The organism is Pseudoalteromonas sp. GB56 (assembly GCF_054923835.1).
Genome location: NZ_JBPCHK010000002.1, coordinates 24,585 through 42,868, shown reverse-complemented (window position 1 = coordinate 42,868; position 18,284 = coordinate 24,585). Strand labels below are relative to the sequence as shown.

General features: G+C 45.2%; 18 protein-coding genes and 1 tRNA gene. 10 read left to right on the top strand and 9 right to left on the bottom strand.

The annotated features are described in order from the left end of the window. Window positions 1–10 precede the first annotated feature (10 nt). Window positions 11–715: a 16S rRNA pseudouridine(516) synthase RsuA gene (gene rsuA, locus ACH19P_RS15020; protein ID WP_462159410.1), complete on the bottom strand. Its 705-nt coding sequence runs from the start codon at window positions 713–715 to the stop codon at window positions 11–13. A 69-nt stretch (window positions 716–784) separates the two neighbouring features. On the opposite strand from rsuA, the gene zapE reads away from it, so the two are divergent. Continuing rightward, entirely contained in the window at window positions 785–1,909 is a 1,125-nt protein-coding gene (gene zapE, locus ACH19P_RS15015) for a cell division protein ZapE (protein ID WP_462159409.1), read from the top strand. An 8-nt stretch (window positions 1,910–1,917) separates the two neighbouring features. Here zapE and slmA read toward each other — a convergent pair whose 3' ends face one another. Further along, window positions 1,918–2,505: a nucleoid occlusion factor SlmA gene (slmA, locus tag ACH19P_RS15010; protein WP_462159408.1), complete on the bottom strand. Its 588-nt coding sequence runs from the start codon at window positions 2,503–2,505 to the stop codon at window positions 1,918–1,920. A 94-nt stretch (window positions 2,506–2,599) separates the two neighbouring features. Continuing rightward, entirely contained in the window at window positions 2,600–3,787 is a 1,188-nt protein-coding gene (gene coaBC, locus ACH19P_RS15005) for a bifunctional phosphopantothenoylcysteine decarboxylase/phosphopantothenate--cysteine ligase CoaBC (protein ID WP_462159407.1), read from the bottom strand. A 120-nt stretch (window positions 3,788–3,907) separates the two neighbouring features. Between coaBC and radC the strand changes: the two genes are divergently transcribed. The 3 genes from radC (at window position 3,908) to rpmG (ending at window position 5,255) form a co-directional block, all read left to right on the top strand. After that, a complete protein-coding gene (gene radC / locus ACH19P_RS15000) occupies window positions 3,908–4,582 on the top strand; it encodes a RadC family protein (protein WP_462159406.1) in 675 nt (224 codons plus the stop codon). A gap of 268 nt (window positions 4,583–4,850) precedes the next feature. Next, on the top strand, window positions 4,851–5,087 hold the full coding sequence (rpmB, locus tag ACH19P_RS14995) for a 50S ribosomal protein L28 (protein ID WP_010364213.1): 237 nt from the start codon (window positions 4,851–4,853) through the stop codon (window positions 5,085–5,087). A 12-nt stretch (window positions 5,088–5,099) separates the two neighbouring features. Continuing rightward, the gene (gene rpmG, locus ACH19P_RS14990) at window positions 5,100–5,255 is read left to right on the top strand and encodes a 50S ribosomal protein L33 (RefSeq protein WP_099643121.1); all 156 of its coding nucleotides are present in this window, start codon (window positions 5,100–5,102) and stop codon (window positions 5,253–5,255) included. Window positions 5,256–5,446: 191 nt separating this feature from the next. Here rpmG and ACH19P_RS14985 read toward each other — a convergent pair whose 3' ends face one another. Further along, on the bottom strand, window positions 5,447–7,303 hold the full coding sequence (locus ACH19P_RS14985) for a cation:proton antiporter (RefSeq protein ID WP_462159405.1): 1,857 nt from the start codon (window positions 7,301–7,303) through the stop codon (window positions 5,447–5,449). 551 nt (window positions 7,304–7,854) lie between these two features. Here ACH19P_RS14985 and putP point away from each other — a divergent pair. From putP to ACH19P_RS14970, 3 genes are read left to right on the top strand one after another with little or no spacing between them, the layout of a single operon-like run. Beyond that, window positions 7,855–9,351 carry a sodium/proline symporter PutP gene (gene putP, locus ACH19P_RS14980; RefSeq protein ID WP_462159404.1) on the top strand — a complete coding sequence of 499 codons (1,497 nt, stop codon included), beginning with the start codon at window positions 7,855–7,857 and terminating at the stop codon, window positions 9,349–9,351. A gap of 23 nt (window positions 9,352–9,374) precedes the next feature. Further along, entirely contained in the window at window positions 9,375–10,481 is a 1,107-nt protein-coding gene (gene proB / locus ACH19P_RS14975; protein WP_462159403.1) for a glutamate 5-kinase, read from the top strand. Continuing rightward, the gene (locus ACH19P_RS14970; RefSeq protein ID WP_462159402.1) at window positions 10,478–11,725 is read left to right on the top strand and encodes a glutamate-5-semialdehyde dehydrogenase; all 1,248 of its coding nucleotides are present in this window, start codon (window positions 10,478–10,480) and stop codon (window positions 11,723–11,725) included. The genes proB and ACH19P_RS14970 overlap by 4 nt, the downstream gene beginning before the upstream one ends. Window positions 11,726–11,801: 76 nt before the next feature. On the opposite strand, the gene ACH19P_RS14965 is transcribed toward ACH19P_RS14970, so the two are convergent. From ACH19P_RS14965 to ACH19P_RS14950, 4 genes are all read right to left on the bottom strand, one after another. Beyond that, window positions 11,802–13,016, bottom strand: a complete 1,215-nt coding sequence (locus tag ACH19P_RS14965; RefSeq protein ID WP_462159401.1) for a methyl-accepting chemotaxis protein — start codon at window positions 13,014–13,016, stop codon at window positions 11,802–11,804. A 145-nt stretch (window positions 13,017–13,161) separates the two neighbouring features. Next, the gene (locus ACH19P_RS14960) at window positions 13,162–13,860 is read right to left on the bottom strand and encodes a glycerophosphodiester phosphodiesterase (protein WP_462159400.1); all 699 of its coding nucleotides are present in this window, start codon (window positions 13,858–13,860) and stop codon (window positions 13,162–13,164) included. Next, window positions 13,857–14,720 (bottom strand): DMT family transporter, encoded by an 864-nt coding sequence (locus tag ACH19P_RS14955; protein WP_462159399.1) that lies wholly within the window; start codon window positions 14,718–14,720, stop codon window positions 13,857–13,859. Before ACH19P_RS14955 ends, ACH19P_RS14960 begins: the two co-directional genes overlap by 4 nt. Before the next feature lie 427 nt (window positions 14,721–15,147). Beyond that, window positions 15,148–15,223 (bottom strand) — tRNA-Ala (locus ACH19P_RS14950). A 152-nt stretch (window positions 15,224–15,375) separates the two neighbouring features. Between ACH19P_RS14950 and ACH19P_RS14945 the strand changes: the two genes are divergently transcribed. Both ACH19P_RS14945 and ACH19P_RS14940 read left to right on the top strand, forming a co-directional pair. Then, entirely contained in the window at window positions 15,376–15,768 is a 393-nt protein-coding gene (locus ACH19P_RS14945) for a hypothetical protein (RefSeq protein WP_462159398.1), read from the top strand. Continuing rightward, entirely contained in the window at window positions 15,768–16,301 is a 534-nt protein-coding gene (locus tag ACH19P_RS14940) for a prolyl-tRNA synthetase associated domain-containing protein (RefSeq protein ID WP_462159397.1), read from the top strand. Before ACH19P_RS14945 ends, ACH19P_RS14940 begins: the two co-directional genes overlap by 1 nt. On the opposite strand, the gene ACH19P_RS14935 is transcribed toward ACH19P_RS14940, so the two are convergent. Continuing rightward, entirely contained in the window at window positions 16,247–17,389 is a 1,143-nt protein-coding gene (locus tag ACH19P_RS14935) for an MFS transporter (protein ID WP_462159396.1), read from the bottom strand. The genes ACH19P_RS14940 and ACH19P_RS14935 overlap by 55 nt on opposite strands. A 227-nt stretch (window positions 17,390–17,616) precedes the next feature. On the opposite strand from ACH19P_RS14935, the gene ACH19P_RS14930 reads away from it, so the two are divergent. Next, window positions 17,617–18,159 carry a DUF2058 domain-containing protein gene (locus ACH19P_RS14930; protein ID WP_462159395.1) on the top strand — a complete coding sequence of 181 codons (543 nt, stop codon included), beginning with the start codon at window positions 17,617–17,619 and terminating at the stop codon, window positions 18,157–18,159. Window positions 18,160–18,284: the final 125 nt, after the last annotated feature.

Genomic DNA, 18,284 nt, shown 5'->3' with positions numbered 1-18,284 from the left:
CAACAATGGGTTATAAAACTGACGCGACTTCCGCTTCTGTCAAAAAGCGATATTCGCCTGGTGCCAGGTCATCGTCCAAAGTGATTCCTGCAACGGCTTCACGGTGCAGTGTCACGACCTTATTACCCACCGCTGCGAGCATGCGCTTCACTTGGTGATATTTACCTTCCATGATGTGTAACCTGATTTGGTATGGCGCTATCACTTCTACTTTGGCAGGCAGTGTTAGTTCGCGCTCACCATGCAGTTGCACACCTGTTTTGAGCGCTTCAATATCCGCGTCTTCTAAAGGTTGAGCTATTTCAGCCAAGTAGGTCTTGTACTTTTGCTTTTTCGGGCTGGTGATTTGGTGAGTCCATTGGCCATCGTTGCTGATGAGCACCAAACCCGTTGTGTCTATATCCAATCGACCGGCAATATGCAGTTCGCTCATATTAGGTTCATCAAGCAAGTCCAACACGGTGTCATGCAAATCGTCACTGTTCGCACATACATAGCCTTCTGGTTTATTGAGCATGATGTAACGTAATCCTTGATAAGTAATCGCCTCACCATCGAGCATGATTTCGTCCTGCTCAGTCACTTGTTTATCAAGCTGTCTAGTGACTTCGCCGTTAACGGTGACACGCTTTTTTTTGATTGCCGCTTTGGCATGCGTACGAGGTATTTCAGCTAGGTTGCTAATAAACTTATCTAAACGGCAAGGGAACTTCATTGGGCATGGACTTAAACTTGGTTACAATGGCGCGAGTATAGCCTATGCCAGAGAGCGAAAACAGCAGACTTGAACAAAATCATTGGTCAATATAACCAGCTTATTGCGTTGCAAAAGATAGTGCCTGACGCTGTGCAGCTTAAAGCACTTGAGCGCTTGTCTGAATTGGCTCAACAACTTGAAAGTGCGGCCGCCAAGCCCAGCTTCTTTTGGCAACGTAAAAAGCAAATCAAAGGTGTGTATTTATTTGGCCCTGTAGGTCGAGGTAAATCCATGATTATGGATTTATTCTTTGCTCAAGTGGCCATTACCAAGAAACAGCGCCTGCATTTTCATCATTTTATGGCTTGGGTTCATGAGCGTTTGCAGGCTTTGCAAGGGCATAAGAACCCGATGCAACGCATCGCAAAAGAGTATGCTGTGGATACTCAGTTACTGTGTTTTGATGAGTTTTTTGTCAGCGATATCGGTGATGCCATGATCATGGCCCGATTGTTTGAAGCGCTATTCGCGCAAGGCGTGGTGCTGGTGGCAACCAGTAACTGTGAGCCGCAGTACTTATACCGTAATGGGTTACAGCGCAGTCGTTTCCTACCGACTATTGCGTTACTGGAAGCTCATTGTGATGTGTATGATGTCAGCGGCGAACAGGATTATCGTCTACAAGGGTTTGCTGGATTTACCCATTATTTTCAATACCGCCCCGATGTTCTTACACAACGATTTGAAAAAGAGCAAAGCACTTCGCAACAAAGCCGTTCATTGACTGTGCATCACCGCAATATCACGTTTTTAGGTATGTCGGCTAGTGCTGGGTGTATCGACTTCTTTGAATTATGTGGGCTCGGCAGGGCAAGTGCTGATTACATGGTACTGGCACAGCGCTTCGATGTGCTGTACGTCGATAATGTGCCCGCAATGGGAGTACAACCAGTTACCAATCACACGGCGCAAGGGATTGAAGAAGGTTATATTCGTGAACATGATGCAGTTCATAGCTCTGTTTATGATGATGAAGCGCGGCGTTTCATTGCCCTAGTCGATGAGTTTTATGATAACGGCAAGCTTATCATTATTGCTGCACACGCAGATATTTATCATTTATATCAAGGTGAGCGATTGGCATTTGAATTTGCGCGAACACAATCGAGGCTGATAGAAATGCAGCGCTGGCCATTGTCTTACCAGCGCTAAGACTGAGCTTATAACCAGATTTTCTGTAGTTCTTGCCACTGCTTTTCAAATTGAGCACTTGGTTTGGCTGTGAAGTTTGAACGCACAAATTGGTTCATTTTCCCTTCAACGTACGCCAAGAATAAATTAGCAAGTGTGCCTTCATCGCTGGCAAAGGCTTTACCTTCGCGTAATTTGCGCTCACGTAGCACTTGCTTGAATTGCGTTTCGAGTTTCTCGAATAAGCTCTGGATACGCTCACGCAGGCGCTCATTTTCACCTTGCAGTGCATCGCCTGTAAGAATTCGTGTGATGCCAGGGTTTTTCTCAGCAAACGCCAGAAGTAGCATCAAGATATTATAAACGCGGCTTTGCGTGTCTTTTTCATTCTCTAAGATGATGTTGATGCGTGATAGTAAGGTATCTTCGATAAACTCAATAAGTCCTTCGAACATACGTGCTTTACTAGGAAAATGGCGGTAGAGGGCAGCTTCGGATACGCCGACTTCGGCGGCAAGTTTCGCTGTGGTTATGCGTTGACCAGGACTGGTCTCCAACATTTGCGCGAGTGATTGCAGAATCTGCTCTTTACGATTAGTGCGACGAGTAGCAGCCATGACGTTCCTTAATAATGCTTTTAGTGGTCTTCGACCTTTATTATGAACGCCATATTAATGCTTTCTGAAATCCCTTTCCAGTCTTTTAACTGCTTTAAATCAACTTTGCTGCAATCTCTTTCATGACAGTGAGTGCTAACTTACGCTTGTTTGTTAGCCCTAAGCTTGTCTCACTATCGGCACTAAATAGGGTGAGGGCATTTTCGTCGCTATTGAAACCCTGACCTTGAACAGAGACGTCATTCGCACAAATCATATCTAAGTTTTTGTTTTTGAGTTTGCCCTTAGCATAGGTTGCAACATCTTGCGTTTCGGCTGCAAATCCAACGGTAAATGGGCGATTAGCTTTGAGTGCTGCAACATCGGCTATGATGTCAGGATTTTTGACCAAAGTGAGGGTAAGCTCATCACCTTGCTTTTTCATTTTTTGCTCGGCAATGTCCGCAGCACGATAATCGGCAACGGCTGCACAGCCAATAAATACATCAGATTGTGGGGCTAAAGCCAAGGCTTGTTGATGCATTTGCTGTGCGCTTTGTACCGAATAAAGTTGGCTGTTAATAGGTGCGGTCAGTGTCACAGGGCCTGAAATCAGGTTTACTTTTGCACCCAATGACAATGCCGCTTCGGCCAAGGCATAACCCATTTTGCCTGAGCTGTGATTTGAAATATAACGCACAGGGTCGAGCGCTTCACGGGTTGGCCCAGCGGTGATTGTCACTGTTTTTCCAAGTAATACTTGTTCATGTGGCTCCTGACATACCAGTTCCACCAATTCCATTGGCTCAAGCATACGGCCTGCACCGATATCACCACAGGCTTGCTCACCGCTACCTGGGCCCCAAATCTTGACGCCACGTTGCTCAAGGGTGGCTAAGTTTGTTTTGGTTGCTGGGTGGGCATACATTTGCTGATTCATTGCTGGGGCAATAGCAACTTCAGCATCTGTTGCCAGCAATAGGGTAGTCAGTAAATCATCCGCAATGCCAGCGGCCATTTTGGCAATGATATTGGCGGTGGCCGGTGCAACGAGAATAAGATCGGCCCACTTCGCAAACTCAATGTGGCCCATCGCCGCTTCAGCTTGGGGGTCAAGCAGTGAATCAGACACCATTTCGCCCGATACAGCTTGCATCGTTAATGGGGTAATAAAGTGCTTAGCGCTGTCGGTCATCACAACCTTTACTTCGCAGCCTCGTTCTTTCAAACGACGAGTCAATTCAGCACATTTGTAAGCGGCAATACCACCGCTGATCCCAAGGACCACTTTTTTATTGAGCATATCGAGCAGTAATCTTATATAAATCTTATAGCGGTATCAGGTACCTAACATGCTGTAAAAGATACCAGATGTCACGTCTTTGCACTATAGTTTAGCTAAGGTAGCAAGCAAGGAGTGCTTATGCGACTAATGGACATACCCGAGCAACAAAGGCCTCGGGAAAAGCTTTTGAGTCAAGGGGCTCAATCCCTCAGTGATGCTGAATTGCTCGCTATTTTTTTTCGCACTGGTATCCGTGGAACGAATGCCATTGAACTTGCCCAACAAGTACTCAACCACAGTCAGGGGCTGTCTCCGTTGCTTAGTGCAAGTCATGATGATTTTTGTCAGTTCATGGGGATGGGCACAGCAAAATACACCCAACTCCAAGCGGCTATCGAATTAGCCAAGCGGCATTTGCTCAGTGATTTGCAAAGAGAAACAGTGTTCACTTCAGTGCAATCAGTGTCTGATTATCTCAAGCTCGAATTAAAGGGATTACAGCGGGAAGTGTTCTTGGTGTTGTTTCTTGATGCACAAAATCGGCTTATCACCCAAGAAATATTATTTCGAGGTACCTTGGATGCCGCTTCTGTGTACCCGCGTGAAGTGATCAAGGCAGCATTGCACAACAACGCCGCATCACTCATTTTTGCGCACAATCATCCTAGTGGCATTGCTGAGCCAAGCCAAGCGGATAAATTGATAACAAACAAGCTGATACAAGGCCTGTCTCTTGTGGATATTCGCGTTTTGGATCACATAATTGTGGGTGGCAGTCACTGTGTCTCATTTGCGGAACTCGGACTCATTTAAATCAATGTCAAAGCCAAAGAGACATGATGTGATGAATAAGGCAGCGTTTAGTGCAATTTAAATGCAGTTTTTGCTTTCCCTTTGCCGCCTAGATCTCTATAATTGGCCGCTATCAAAATTCATACATGAGCTGATTCTTAGATCAGATTTCTTGATCTTTGCCTGTCTATGCTGTATAAAGAGCGCCCTTCGATTTATCCCGGGGCAGTATACAAAAAGGCCATAAGGGAAAATTAAGCTCGAGCGAAGTTATTGGAGATAAATAGACATGTCTAAAGTCTGTCAAGTTACAGGTAAGCGCCCAGTGGTAGGTAACCACCGCTCACACGCGCGCAACGCGACTAAGCGTCGTTTCCTACCTAACCTACAAACACACCGTTTTTGGGTTGAAAGTGAAAAACGCTTTGTATCACTACGTACTACTACTAAAGGTATGCGTATCATCGACAAAAAAGGCATCGACGCGGTACTTACTGAAATCCGTGCTCGCGGCGAAAAAGTTTAAGGAGCCTGAGTCATGCGTGATAAGATTCGTTTAGTTTCAACTGCTGGTACTGGTTATTTCTACACTACCGACAAAAACAAGCGTAACATGCCTGAAAAAATGGAGATTAAAAAATACGACCCTAAGGCTCGTAAGCACGTGATCTTCAAAGAAGCGAAAATCAAGTAATCTGATTTACAGCTTAAAAGCATATGCTAAAAAACCCGACCTAGTGTCGGGTTTTTTGTTGCCAAAAATAAGCATGTCCGTGCAATTGAGGCTATGCGCAACCGCTGCTTTAATACTATCGAGATGTGGCAATTACAATTATAGGTAAATGGAGCGATTTAGATCCGATTGCCCATAGATAAAACCCGACATTACGTCGGGCTTTTTGTTGGTTGTAGTTGTGGATTCTTGGTTGCCGGAGCCTGCTTGTCATCTTTGATCAATGACATCTTAGGCGGCTGCAAAGCCACAATCTTTTCACCAGGCTCAGGTGGACGCTCCATTTCGATTGTAATGATGCGTACCATTTTTTCAGCACCAATAATAAATAAAGGGATGGCCTCGCTGTTCATCTCTTGGTATTTATCCCAATCGAACTCGTCACTCAATCGGGTTGCGCTTACTTTACCTCCTTTAGCAATTAAGCTACTGAGCTTGGCGTATGAACCGTTTTCACCAAACAATATTTGCCGTGATAAAAAGGTCGCACTGTCTTTATTCGCCTTCGCATGGTTTTGAGAGGAGCGCAGAGAAAAGACCTTATTCTCGCCAAGTAAATGGCTAAAATATTGAATCCCAAGAGCATTGTGGTGTCTGTTTGGTGATAGTGCGACAACCTTACTGAGACTGGTAAGGGGTAAATAACGCTCTGCGTGCTCAGATTGTGGGTTACCGTAGTAGCAAGGTAAGCCATCCATACGTGCCATTTTGCAGTTTTCCCATGCCGGGTCAGATAAATGCACGTCGATTTCTTGCTCTTGCAAACCGCGCGCGATGGCACGTGACACATGGTTAGCACCAATTATTAGGATGGTAGATGGTGCAGGTTGACGAACACCGAGTAGTTTCGCAAGCGGGACTGCCGTAAGGCTATTTAACACCACTGTCACGATGATCACAGTGAAAATGAGTGGCACCATTTTATTGGCATCAAAAATACCAGCTTCGGCCATACTCAACGCGAATACAGAGCCGACAGCTGCAGCGACGATACCCCTTGGGGCTATCCACGCGAGCATGAGACGCGACTTGAGAGGGAGATCACTGCCATAAGTGGAAAGTAAAATATTCAAAGGCCTTGCTATAAACAATACGATTGCAAGGAACACAAACACTTGGGCGTCGAGTGCTAGCAAGTCAGCCAGTTCAAGACGAGCGGCAAGTAGAATAAATAAGGTAGAGATAAGAATCATCGATAAGTCTTCTTTAAACTCCAACACAGAATCTATTTCCAAGTCATCTTGGTTTGCCAACCAAATCCCAAATACCGTGACCGCCAATAAGCCAGATTCATGACTAAGGTGGTTCGACACGGTAAAGCTGATAAGTACTAAAGCTAGTGTAAAGAATTTATGCAATTCATAGGGCAGCCATTCACGGCGAATAAGCTGGGTCGTTATCCAACCCGCCGCAGCACCCAGAGAGAAGCCGACACTCAACGTGGTGACTAATGCTGCTATCGTGTGGCTGAACACGCCACCACTGGTACCCACAAGCATAACAGCTTCGAATACTAATACCGCGAATAAGGCGCCGATGGGGTCTATGACGATACCCTCCCAGCGCAACACTCTATCAATGTCTTCTGTTGGGCGCATGGCGTTGAGGAGTGGGGCGATAACCGTAGGTCCGGTAACAACGAGTACGGCCCCCAAGACCGCCGCTACACGCCAATCCAAGTCCAATAACCAATATGCACTGGTGCTTATGACAGCAAAGGTAACAATCATCCCTATTGAGCATAGGTTACGGACGACTTTCCCGATCCCTTTGAGTTCACGAAAGTGAAGTGTGAGTGCGCCCTCAAACAAGATGATCGCAACCGATAATGACACCACAGGAAAGAGTAAATCACCCAGTAGTTCATCTGGTTTTAAATAGGAAGTTGCTGGCCCAAGTAATAAGCCGGTAAGAAGAAGAAACAAAATTGCAGGGACGCGGAAAGTCCAAGCAAGCCACTGTGCAATTACGCTACATAACGCAATTCCTGCAATGTAAATTGCTGACATAAAGACCCTTGTAGTCTATCCATGAAACTTAAGTATGAGGCAAGCATGCAGCAATAACAACGTTCTGTCACTAAAATGGGCATAGATATTTTCATTAAAGTAAGCCTATTCAGCGTGCACATAAACTCAGACGCATTGATTGGTTAATTGTTTTAGTTGAAACTATATTCCTTGGTTGTAATTAGCGCTCCAATGGTTTTTTGTACGTGTAATTATCTTTGCTTCTCCACTATAAAGACCGTAAATTCCCGTAATATTAGGCTTTCCCTTGATCTTTGCTGATATATCCGCATAATATGTTTCGTAAACTAAATATTAGAGTGCTAATTAATTGTGGTTTTCCGTTGACGCCCTATGCGTCGAACCGTAACGCTGTTGCGTAAACCACAACTGTTAGTGCTTTCCTTTTAACCTTTTTGGGACTTGCCATGCCTGTACTGCAAATAAGTACTCGGGCAGGGCAAAACACATGTAAAAATTAGTGCTCGAATGGAGCTGCTTTTTTATTCCCAAAGCAAAGTCCGCCGTCTTGGCGAACAGGAAGATAAGGAATGCATTTTTATACATACCTCTCTTTAGCTTTGTATTTTGTTGCCATGCTTGGCATAGGCTTGTTTGCTTATCGCAATTCTACGAGTGATATTTCTGGCTACATTCTTGGTGGTCGTAAAGTCAGTCCGCATGTAACCGCTTTGTCCGCGGGTGCGTCGGATATGAGTGGCTGGATGTTAATGGGCTTACCTGGGGCTATGTTCCTAAGCGGTTTCGACACAGTGTGGATAGCAGTAGGTCTCGTTGTGGGGGCATTTGCAAACTACATGCTGGTGGCTCCAAGGCTGCGTGTTTACACCGAAATGGCTGATGATGCACTCACACTGCCGGACTTTTTTGATAAACGTTTTAATCGTAACAAGAGCGCAATTCGCGTGATTTCAGCTGCGGTTATTATCTTGTTTTTCACCTTGTACACGTCAGCTGGGCTTGTCGCTGGCGGTAAGTTATTCGAGTCGGCTTTTGGTTTGAGTTATCACATCGGTCTTATCGTGACCGTATCTGTGGTGGTTGCTTATACCCTACTAGGTGGCTTTTTGGCTGTGAGCATGACGGACTTTGTGCAGGGCTGCATTATGTTCGTAGCACTGATCTTAGTGCCCATTGTTGCTTATATGCAGTTTGATAGCTCCGCGCAAATGCTCAATGCAGCACAGCAAACGATTCCAAGTTGGAGCGAGTCGTGGCAGAGCATTACCTTATTGGGTGTAGTGTCGAGTCTGGCATGGGGTTTAGGCTATTTTGGACAGCCCCATATCATTGTGCGTTTTATGGCAATTCGCTCGGTAGCGGATATCAAAACAGCCCGCAATATAGGTATGAGCTGGATGACAGTGACCATTATTGGCGCATTGGGTACGGGTCTTGTTGGTGTTGCCTATGCAAATCAATTTGGGTTGCAAGTGGACGACCCGGAGACAATTTTTATTTTGTTCTCAGAAATTTTATTTCACCCGTTGATCAGCGGTTTCCTACTGGCGGCTATTTTGGCAGCAATTATGAGCACCATATCTTCGCAATTGTTGGTGTCTTCAAGCTCGCTAACTGAGGATGTCTATCGCGCATACAGCAATAAGGAAATTGAACAAAGTACGCTGGTAAAAATTGGTCGCGTAGGGGTATTTGCTGTAGCTCTGGTGGCTACCTTGCTAGCCCTTGATAAGTCAAACAGCATACTGTCATTGGTAAGTAACGCATGGGCTGGTTTCGGTGCGGCGTTTGGACCACTGGTGTTATTCAGCTTGTGTTGGTCGAAAACGACTTATCAAGGCGCACTAGCAGGCATCATTGTCGGTGCAGCGACTGTATTGTTTTGGATTTTCGCCCCAGTACTTAGTGACGGGAGCACGCTAAGTAGTGTGATGTATGAAATTGTTCCCGGTTTTATTGCAAGTTCAATTGCCATTGTTGCGGTGAGTAAGTTCTCACAAGCGCCGAGCACACAGGTGCGCGAGACGTTTTATGCGACAGAGCAAAAACTTGAGCAACTTAGCTAACGCTAGTAAGGAAGATTTACAGAATGCAAAATTTTAAATGGCAACGCATCGTACTCAAAGTCGGCAGTGCCTTAATTGCACCAGAGCAAAATGGCTGTAGTTCTCGCTATTTACTCACCATTGCTCAGTTTATTGTTCGCTGTCGCGCACAAGGCATTGAAGTGATTCTGGTGTCATCAGGTTCAGTGGCGGCAGGTTCACATCTGTTTCCTGAGAATAAACCACGTTCGGTGGCATTGAAAAAGGCCATGGCTGCTGCAGGTCAAACAGAGATGATGGCCACTTGGGATCGCTTTTTCGATTTCCCATCGGCGCAAATCTTATTGACCCATGGTGACTTACGTGATCGTGAGCGCTATGAGAGCATTCGTGAAACGATTTTCACCTTGCTTGATCACGGCATCTTGCCGATTATCAATGAGAACGATACGGTCACAACAGATGATCTCAAAGTGGGTGATAACGATAACCTCTCAGCAATGGTGGCTGGCGCCGCTGATGCTGATGCATTAATGATCTTTTCAGACGTTGATGGTTTGTTCGATAAAAATCCGAACCTCCATACGGATGCCGTGTTGTTGCCTGAGATTGATGAAATCAATGAAGATATTTATGCCATGGCTGGCTGTGCTACCAGTGCTGTTGGTACCGGCGGTATGAAAACCAAGATTGAAGCGGCAGAGAAGGCCACTTCACATGGCATTACTACCTTTATTCTAAATGGTTTTAAGGAACAAACATTTAATCGTTTACTTGAAGGTGAAAATCCGGGCACTATCTTTAAGCCGTATGAAAAACCAATGCAAGAAGCTATTCACTGGCGCACACATACGGCAAGTGAACAGGGTGAGGTCATCGTTGAAGGCAACTTTAATCAGCCTTTAGATGAAAACAGTGAGCAGCTTAACCCAAATGAGATAGTTGAGGTTCGCGGCGAATTCTCAGTAGGTGACACCATTTTAGTGCGCAGTGATGACGGTACGAAGATAGCGAAAGCAAAGGCAAACTACAGCAGTTGCCTACTTAACTTTATCGCTGAAAATGAAAGCAGTGAGTTCAGTGAAGAAGTGCAAGGTTCTATCGGCCCAATTATTTCAGATGAAGATATAGCAGTATTGGAGAAATCATGAGTTTAATTAAGGACATTTCAGCTCAAGCAGCGAAAGCCGCAAAGGTTCTCGCGTTGCTTGATACCCAAAGTAAAAACACCGTATTAAAAGATATGGCGAATGCGCTTCGCGCTAATAAAGACAAGATCAAAGCTGAGAATGAAACCGATCTTGCCCATGCACGAGACAGCAACTTGCCTGCGGCCATGGTTGACCGCCTAACTCTGACCGATGAGCGTATTGAAGATATGGCGCAAGGTATTGAGGTAATTGCCCAACTGGATGATCCAGTAGGTCAGCTTCGTCCGATGGGCGAGCGCCCAAATGGTATTAAAATTAACAAGATGCGAGTGCCGCTTGGTGTAATTTGTATGATTTACGAAGCGCGCCCGAACGTTACAGCGGATGCCGGGGCCTTGTGCTTTAAATCAGGCAATGCGGTTATTTTACGAGGCGGTAAAGAGGCACTCGGGTCGAGTATGGCCATCGCTTCTGTAATGCACAGCGTACTTGAACAGCATAATCTGCCAACTGCATTGATTTCTGTGATCCCAGATCCGGACCGTGGTTTACTGATGGAACTGATGCAGCAGCGTGACACGATTGATTTAATTATTCCTCGCGGTGGTGAAGGGTTGATTAACTTCGTGACAGAAAACAGTACGATTCCAGTGATTCAACACTTTAAGGGCGTCTGTCACCTGTACGTAGATAAAGATGCGGATTTAGATATCGCATTGAACTTGCTGCTTAATGGTAAAACGCAGCGCACTGGAGTGTGTAATGCGCTAGAAGGGTTGGTTGTGCACCAAGATATTGCCGATGCATTTTTGCCTATAGCGGCGAAAGCCTTGGCAGAAAAGGGCGTGCGCATTAACGCAGATGCAAAAGCTGCAACCTATTTTGATGGCGCGAATGTTATCGCTGATGATGAGTTTGGTGAAGAGTATCTCGACCTTGAAATCGCTGTGCGCATCGTGCCTGACTTTAATGGTGCGGTGGAGCACATCGATCGTTTTGGCAGTTATCACACCGAGGTGATTTGTACTCAGAGCGAACAAGCTGCAGCTTTATTCCAACGCAGTGTTGATGCATCTGTGGTTATGGTTAACGCCTCTTCGCGTTTTTCTGATGGCTCACAGCTTGGTCTTGGTGCAGAGATTGGTATTGCTACCACCAAGTTGCACGCTTATGGCCCAATGGGTCTCGAGTCTCTTACTACTGAGAAGTACTTGGTCAATGGCGTCGGTCAAGTACGCGACTAACCGCTTAAGTTGCCAAAATAACTGAAACAAAAAAGCCAGACACTGTCTGGCTTTTTTATGTTTGATACTACTGTAGTCATTGCACGAAGCGCTGCAAGTCATTTTGCGTGGTTCGCGTTAGGTGCTCAGAACGCGCACATTGCTCCGCAGCTTGATCGATTTGGGCTTTGGCATCTTCACCCAAGCTGCGTATTTGCTCCACCGACATTTGCGTATTCGACTGTGTTTGCTCAAGTTCATGAACCGCTGAGACGATTTCCTGTAATTGCTGTTGGTTTGTCTCAAAGTCTGTGACTAATTGTACAAAACCATTGGCGGTTGTATTAATAGCATCTTCAGCTTGCGATGAGTGATTGATTAGCAATTCAGACTCTTCATTGGTATCCGCTACAAGGCTATTCATTTGATTGATAAAATCGCTGATTTGCCCCGTCGCATCACTGACTTTGAGCGATAAACTGCGCACTTCATCCGCCACTACAGCAAAACCGCGTCCAGCCTCACCGGCACGTGCTGCTTCAATTGCCGCATTCAACGCCAGTAGATTTGTCTGATCGGCAAAGCCTTCGACCATCTTTAAGATGTTGCGGATGTTTTCTGAGTTTTCTTTTAAGCCTGCCACTGTGTCGGCGAAGCGGCTCAGCAGGTGGGTAATTTGTTGAATTTGCCCAACTAAGTGCGTCAATTCTTGTGATGACGAATGCACGAATGTGAGGTTTTCTTTGTTGGCGCTAAATACACTATCTGTATTGGCTACAATTTGCTCTAAGCTTTGGGTCACTTGCGTCGTGCTCGCTGCAATTTCATTACTAAACTGCAGCTGCTTTGCACCTAAATCTGCGGTATTTTGCATTGAGAGGTTCACTTGTTGATTGCTGTTGGCCGCCTGGGTGGCTCCTTCATACGTTGTAGCAAGTAACTCTGAGAGGTGATGGACAAAGTGATTATATTGTTCACTGAGCTCGCGAAATTCGTCGAAGGTAAATTCAGGCAGGTGCGCACTAAGATTCGCATCTTGCTGATTAATTTCAATGAGGGTATCGCGCATCGCATGTACTGGCCGCACAATAAGGTGACGCATATAAAAAATAGTAAAAATGAAGCCCGCGAAGATGAGTGCCGATAGAAGCAGCAGCGCGCCAACTCCCTTTTCTTCGAGTTCGTTGTAGAGCCATATTAAGGTTATCAGCTGAAGGGTGAATAAGAATCCGAGATTCCCAACAATCTTGCGCGTTAGCGTAAAGAAAAACGTTTGTTCAATAAAATTGTAAATGCGCATAAACCAACTCATTAGGTGTGGCTCCATCTGCTAACTGGGCACGGGGTAACATGCTCAGTATTGTATAAAGCAAAATATTTTCAAGTGTTTAGCTCTAATACCCATACAGATTTGAACTGATAACTAGCAAAGCTCCAACGTGTATCAAAAACTGTAATTACGTTTCTTGGGCTAAGACCATTTTTGTGTTGCAAGGGAAGTTTGTGAACACACCATCAATTCCCAATTCTTTCATCGCGATAATATCTTGCGGTTTGTCTACCGTATAAGCGTAAACTTCTAACCCTCTCGCTTTGGCATCTGCAACAAATTCATGATTAACAAAGTTTTTATCAACATGCAGGCTGAAAGCGTTTAAACGCTGTGCGAATTCTGCGTAGCCTAATGGAATCGACGATGTTAAAGCACCAATTTTCACCCAAGGAAGGTGCTGCTTCAACCACATCAGTTGATGGTGATCAAACGAAGAGACAATAAGTTGTTCGCGTTGTAGATTTCCGTCAGCAACGCTTTGCTCTAGCGTGGCAACAAGCTTATCTAAAGAGAAAGTATGTTTGAGTTCAAGGTTGAGCATGGTTTGATTGCCGACCCAACTAATCACATCTTGCAAACCTGGTACACGTTGTCCTAAACCCGCGTCAAAGCTTTGAATATCCGCGTAGGTTGTGGCATTTACTTTACCTTGGCCTGAGGTCGTTCTATCCAACCAAGAGTCATGAATGATCACATAATCATCCAGACAGCTTTGTAAGTCCACTTCAATGCCATCGACGCCAATGAGTAACGCATTTTCAATGGCTAATTGGGTGTTTTCAGGGTAGTTGCCGCTTGCTCCGCGATGTGCAAACACTTTCATGCTTTTTGCCTCGATACTGACCAAGTTTCAAATAAAGCCGCACTGACGATTAATAATCCGCCAATTAACGTTGTTAAATCAGGGCGTTCTTGTAGCAGCATAAACGCCAAAATTGTTGCATACAAGGGTTGTAGGCAAGAGATTAATCCTGCTGTTGTCGCGCTCAGTCCTCGCAAGGATGCAGCGAACAGCGCATGGGGTGCTGCTGTAAATATCACTCCGACCAAAAGCAGCAAAGCGATATCGCGTTGAGCAATGTCAGCCACCGGTACTTCAACAAACGCGCAGAGCAAAACAGAAGCAATGGCCGTTTGGTAAAGCATAGTTTGCGGGCCACTATAATGGGTAAAGTATCGCTTTTGCAGTATATTACGCATCGCAAAACACAGCGCAGAGAACACGCCGGTAACAATCCCAAGGGTCACGTCATTACCGAGGTTCGCTTCAGGGACGAGCAGATAAATACCTCCACTCACCACACATGCGCTGATGATGTCCTTGAGTTTAGGAAGTTGGCGATTAAGCAAGGGCTCAATGAGTACGGTTAAAACCGGATAACTGAAAAACGCAATAATGCCAATGGTCACGCCTGCTAATTGCATGCCTTGGAAATAGGTAACCCAGTGCACCCCAACAATTGCTCCAAGCATCAATACCACGAGATAGTCTCGCATGCTTGATAACTTCAATCTTGAACCTTGAAAAGCCAGCAGTACAAATAATGCCACGGCGGCGATAGCTGTGCGATATACAGTGATGTCCAGTGCCGATAGGTTAATGAGTTTGGCAAATAGCGCCGTGCCACCAAAGAGCAGTACAGCAATATGAAGGTAAATAAGGCTTTGTTTGTGGGGGCTCATCTAAATTATTTGTTCAAAAGCGTAAGAACTTAATAATAAGAGTTATTTCGAGTGGATGTAAGCGTTAACGCGGTGAAATAGGTGTTTTAAATGATGTGCGTATTTTTGAGCCGGTGGATGGGCTTGGACGCCTGACGGCAAATATGGGTAAATCAAAAGAAAGTGGTGGAGCTAAGCAGGGTGAAAAACGCCCGAAAAAAGCACCGCTTTTTTAGTTTTGAACGCGAGATAAGGATATCGAGCCGGGAGATGGGCTTGGATGCCTGACGGCAACAATGGGTAAACCAAAAGAAAGTGGTGGAGCTAAGCTGGGTGAAAAACGCCCGAAAAAAGCACCGCTTTTTTAGTTTTGAACGCGAGATAAGGATATCGAGCCGGGGGATGGGCTTGGATGCCTGACGGCAACAATGGGTAAACCAAAAGAAAGTGGTGGAGCTAAGCAGGATTGAACTGCTGACCTCCTGCGTGCAAGGCAGGCGCTCTCCCAGCTGAGCTATAGCCCCACTTCATTGGGATATTCCCTAAGGAACGATGCGTATTTTATAAATTTTTCTGTGGCGGTCAAGCTTCAACTAGAAAAAATTTTAATAAAGTGCCAAATCCCTTCATTGCTTTGATACAGTAACTGATAACACTCAGACAGTTAGTATAGATTATGGTCAGAATTTTAAGTGTGGTCATTCTCGGTTTTGTGCTTTCGGCATGCTCTTCATCGCCGGATGAAGCACCTTATGAAATCGTTAATAAGCAGTTTTACGACAAAACTGGCGAGCAAGGTGAAAAGCTCTTTGCCTACGTTATGGCGGTGAAGGCGAATAAGCGCAAAGGATTGCGCCTAGATAAGCCTGTTAGCCGCAGCCAAATCAAAGATTATTTGGAGCAAGAACACTTTGATGAGTCGCGAGTACTGAAACTGCAACTTGAAGATGAAGCTGCAGAGGAGCTAAAAAAAGAACTCCAACAACGGAATTATTGCGCGCAAGGCTATGATATTAATGAAGTTTTGTGGCGAGATTTTAGTGTGCAGCTGCGCGGAGCCTGCAAATAGTGGCCGCAGATATTAACGCATTATCAGCGTTACTCACTGGGTTGCACATAGATTGTGAAAAACTTGCACACCCACCACTGGCCACTGCCCAAGCTGCGGATGAAATCGCATTACATCGCCCGGGTGTGCGCCTGAAAAATCTCTTTTTGCGTGACAACTACGGTCGTCGGCATTTTTTATTAATCACCGCGCATGATGCCTTGGTTGACTTAAAAGCATTATCAAAAGCACAGCAGATATCGCGCTTGGGATTTGCATCGGACGAAAGGTTAGCAAAATACCTTGGTGTTCAAACCGGGTGTGTGTCCATGTTGGCATTAATGAATGACCCAGAGAATCACGTTGAGCTATGGCTGGATGAACAAATTTGGGAGGGTTTTGATGAGTATACCTTGTACCACTGCCATCCATTCGACAACGAGCAAACTTGGCTTATGCCTAAAATGGCATTGCTGCAATTGTTTGCGCATTGGGGGCATCAACCTTTGGTTTTGGAGGTTGCTAAGCGCTCAGGAACAACGATAAACGCATAACCGGCCAGACACACAAAGGCCAAGCAGGTCAAAAACACGCGCTCACCGTAGGCTTGATATAGCAATCCAGGTAAGAATGAGCCGAGTGCGCCACCACTGTAGTAAAACGACACATACACGCCATTGGTTAAACTGGCGCTGGCAGTGCTTAATTTGTTTACCAAAGGCGCAGCCGTGGCATGGATAATAAACATGGATGCGCAGAAACAGGTGAAGGCGACTAAGAACAATTCAAATTGTTGCCAGTACATCATGGCAATCGTCACCGTGTAGAACAAAAACATGGCACTCAAAAAGCCAAATAAGCTATTGCAACGCTTGTGCAGATAAGGGGTGAGTAGGGTGGCTAATGCCCCCAATAGGTAGCCGCTGTAGACCAAGCCGATATTCTTGGTACTGGTCATGGCATAGGTGCTGCGTAAGATAAATGGCAAGTAGTTCAGTAATGCGGCGAAGCAGAAAAACATACAGAACACCGCAGCGTACAAACTCATTATGCGCGTGTTGGCCAGTGCTTTTATATTCCCTCTCAATGGTGAATGAGCCTGACGAATAGGGCTTTTCTTCGCGCGAATGAGCAGGGCTAAGAAGATAAGTAACGCCGAATTCAACCAAAAAAAGCTCTGCCAATTAATGTATTCACTGAATGCTGCCGCCAACGCTCTTCCGAGAAAACCGCCTGCAATTGTACTGCCTATATAACCACTCATTTTACTGCTGATATCAGTGTCTTTGTATCTGAGGGCAATACTTGCAGTCATGGCGGTAAGAGCTGCGGGTAAGGCTATGCCCTGAATAAGTCGTAGCGTCTGCAATTGCCAAAACTGTTCTGTGAAAGGAATGAGGGCATTACTCAACGCTAAGAGCACCATTATCCATTGCAACACCTTGTATAAATTACGGCGGTTTAACAACACGCCATAAAGCAAAGGGGCGATGGCCAGCGGCAACATGGTTAATGTCATTAATGACCCAGCTGTTGCTGGGCTGACGTTATATTGCTCGGAAAATAAGGCAAGTAGTGGCTGCACGGCGTACAGCACAAAAAAGATGACAACAGAGCAGCAAAGCAATAACCAATATGACATAGCAGTGTGATGGTCTAGAAACGCTGAACAAATTGTATCATAGGCTTATTGTGTATGTATAAAGCTTGCGATTAATCAAAGCCTTGTAAAATTTAGCGTGCTAATTTTGCGAGCATAGATAAACGCAGAATTGCACGTGACAATTTAATTTCTAATTCGGTGGTCAAAATCTGAAATCAATTGGTATAAACTAAACGCATTCAGTTTGTTTGTATGAAGTGACAAAAATGGGTTCTTTACAAGATCAATTGCTCAAAGCAGGCTTAACCACCGAGCATAAAGCGAAATTAGCGAAAACAGAAAAGCGCAAAGCACAGAAGAAAAAGAAGAAAAAAGGTGCGACGAGCGATCAGAGTGATTTGCAAAAGCATATTGAGGAAACCAAGAAGGCGCAGCAGGAAAAGGCCGCTCAGGTCAATGAGCAGCGTCACGCTGAATTGAAAGAGCGAGAGCAAGTTGCGCGCGTTAAGCAAATTCTTGAACACCACAACCAAGATGAGATCCGCGGTCCGGTCACGTTTAACTTCACTTATGACAGCAAAATCAAAGAAATTGAAGTTAACGCGCAAACGCAAAAGGCACTCGCCAATGGTCGTCTTGCAATTTGTGTATTGGAAGGTAAGTTTTACGTGTTGCAGGACGAACCTGCACGCAAAATTGCAGAAGTAGATGAAAAATATATCGTTTTCCATGTGGAAAATGATGATCAAGGAAAAGACGAGGACGATCCTTACGCAGACTACGAAGTACCTGATGATCTCATGTGGTAACACGTATTGGCGCAGTAATGTTGGGTTAATTGTAAGTTGCTAGTGTTAGGGACAAGGGTCTACACTGATTGCTAGTGGGGCACAACCTCTCTAATTTTTTACCGTCAAAATAAGAGTAAATACTA

What these genes read in the sequence shown, in the direction of transcription:
- ACH19P_RS14945 (WP_462159398.1), top strand. Translation starts at nt 15,376, where the DNA reads ATGGTCAGAATTTTAAGTGTGGTCATTCTCGGTTTTGTGCTTTCGGCA.
- slmA (WP_462159408.1), bottom strand. Translation starts at nt 2,505, where the DNA reads ATGGCTGCTACTCGTCGCACTAATCGTAAAGAGCAGATTCTGCAATCA.
- ACH19P_RS14970 (WP_462159402.1), top strand. Translation starts at nt 10,478, where the DNA reads ATGAGTTTAATTAAGGACATTTCAGCTCAAGCAGCGAAAGCCGCAAAG.
- ACH19P_RS14960 (WP_462159400.1), bottom strand. Translation starts at nt 13,860, where the DNA reads ATGAAAGTGTTTGCACATCGCGGAGCAAGCGGCAACTACCCTGAAAAC.
- radC (WP_462159406.1), top strand. Translation starts at nt 3,908, where the DNA reads ATGCGACTAATGGACATACCCGAGCAACAAAGGCCTCGGGAAAAGCTT.
- ACH19P_RS14930 (WP_462159395.1), top strand. Translation starts at nt 17,617, where the DNA reads ATGGGTTCTTTACAAGATCAATTGCTCAAAGCAGGCTTAACCACCGAG.
- ACH19P_RS14935 (WP_462159396.1), bottom strand. Translation starts at nt 17,389, where the DNA reads ATGTCATATTGGTTATTGCTTTGCTGCTCTGTTGTCATCTTTTTTGTG.
- ACH19P_RS14965 (WP_462159401.1), bottom strand. Translation starts at nt 13,016, where the DNA reads ATGAGTTGGTTTATGCGCATTTACAATTTTATTGAACAAACGTTTTTC.
- ACH19P_RS14955 (WP_462159399.1), bottom strand. Translation starts at nt 14,720, where the DNA reads ATGAGCCCCCACAAACAAAGCCTTATTTACCTTCATATTGCTGTACTG.
- proB (WP_462159403.1), top strand. Translation starts at nt 9,375, where the DNA reads ATGCAAAATTTTAAATGGCAACGCATCGTACTCAAAGTCGGCAGTGCC.
- ACH19P_RS14985 (WP_462159405.1), bottom strand. Translation starts at nt 7,303, where the DNA reads ATGTCAGCAATTTACATTGCAGGAATTGCGTTATGTAGCGTAATTGCA.
- putP (WP_462159404.1), top strand. Translation starts at nt 7,855, where the DNA reads ATGCATTTTTATACATACCTCTCTTTAGCTTTGTATTTTGTTGCCATG.
- rpmG (WP_099643121.1), top strand. Translation starts at nt 5,100, where the DNA reads ATGCGTGATAAGATTCGTTTAGTTTCAACTGCTGGTACTGGTTATTTC.
- rpmB (WP_010364213.1), top strand. Translation starts at nt 4,851, where the DNA reads ATGTCTAAAGTCTGTCAAGTTACAGGTAAGCGCCCAGTGGTAGGTAAC.
- rsuA (WP_462159410.1), bottom strand. Translation starts at nt 715, where the DNA reads ATGAAGTTCCCTTGCCGTTTAGATAAGTTTATTAGCAACCTAGCTGAA.
- coaBC (WP_462159407.1), bottom strand. Translation starts at nt 3,787, where the DNA reads ATGCTCAATAAAAAAGTGGTCCTTGGGATCAGCGGTGGTATTGCCGCT.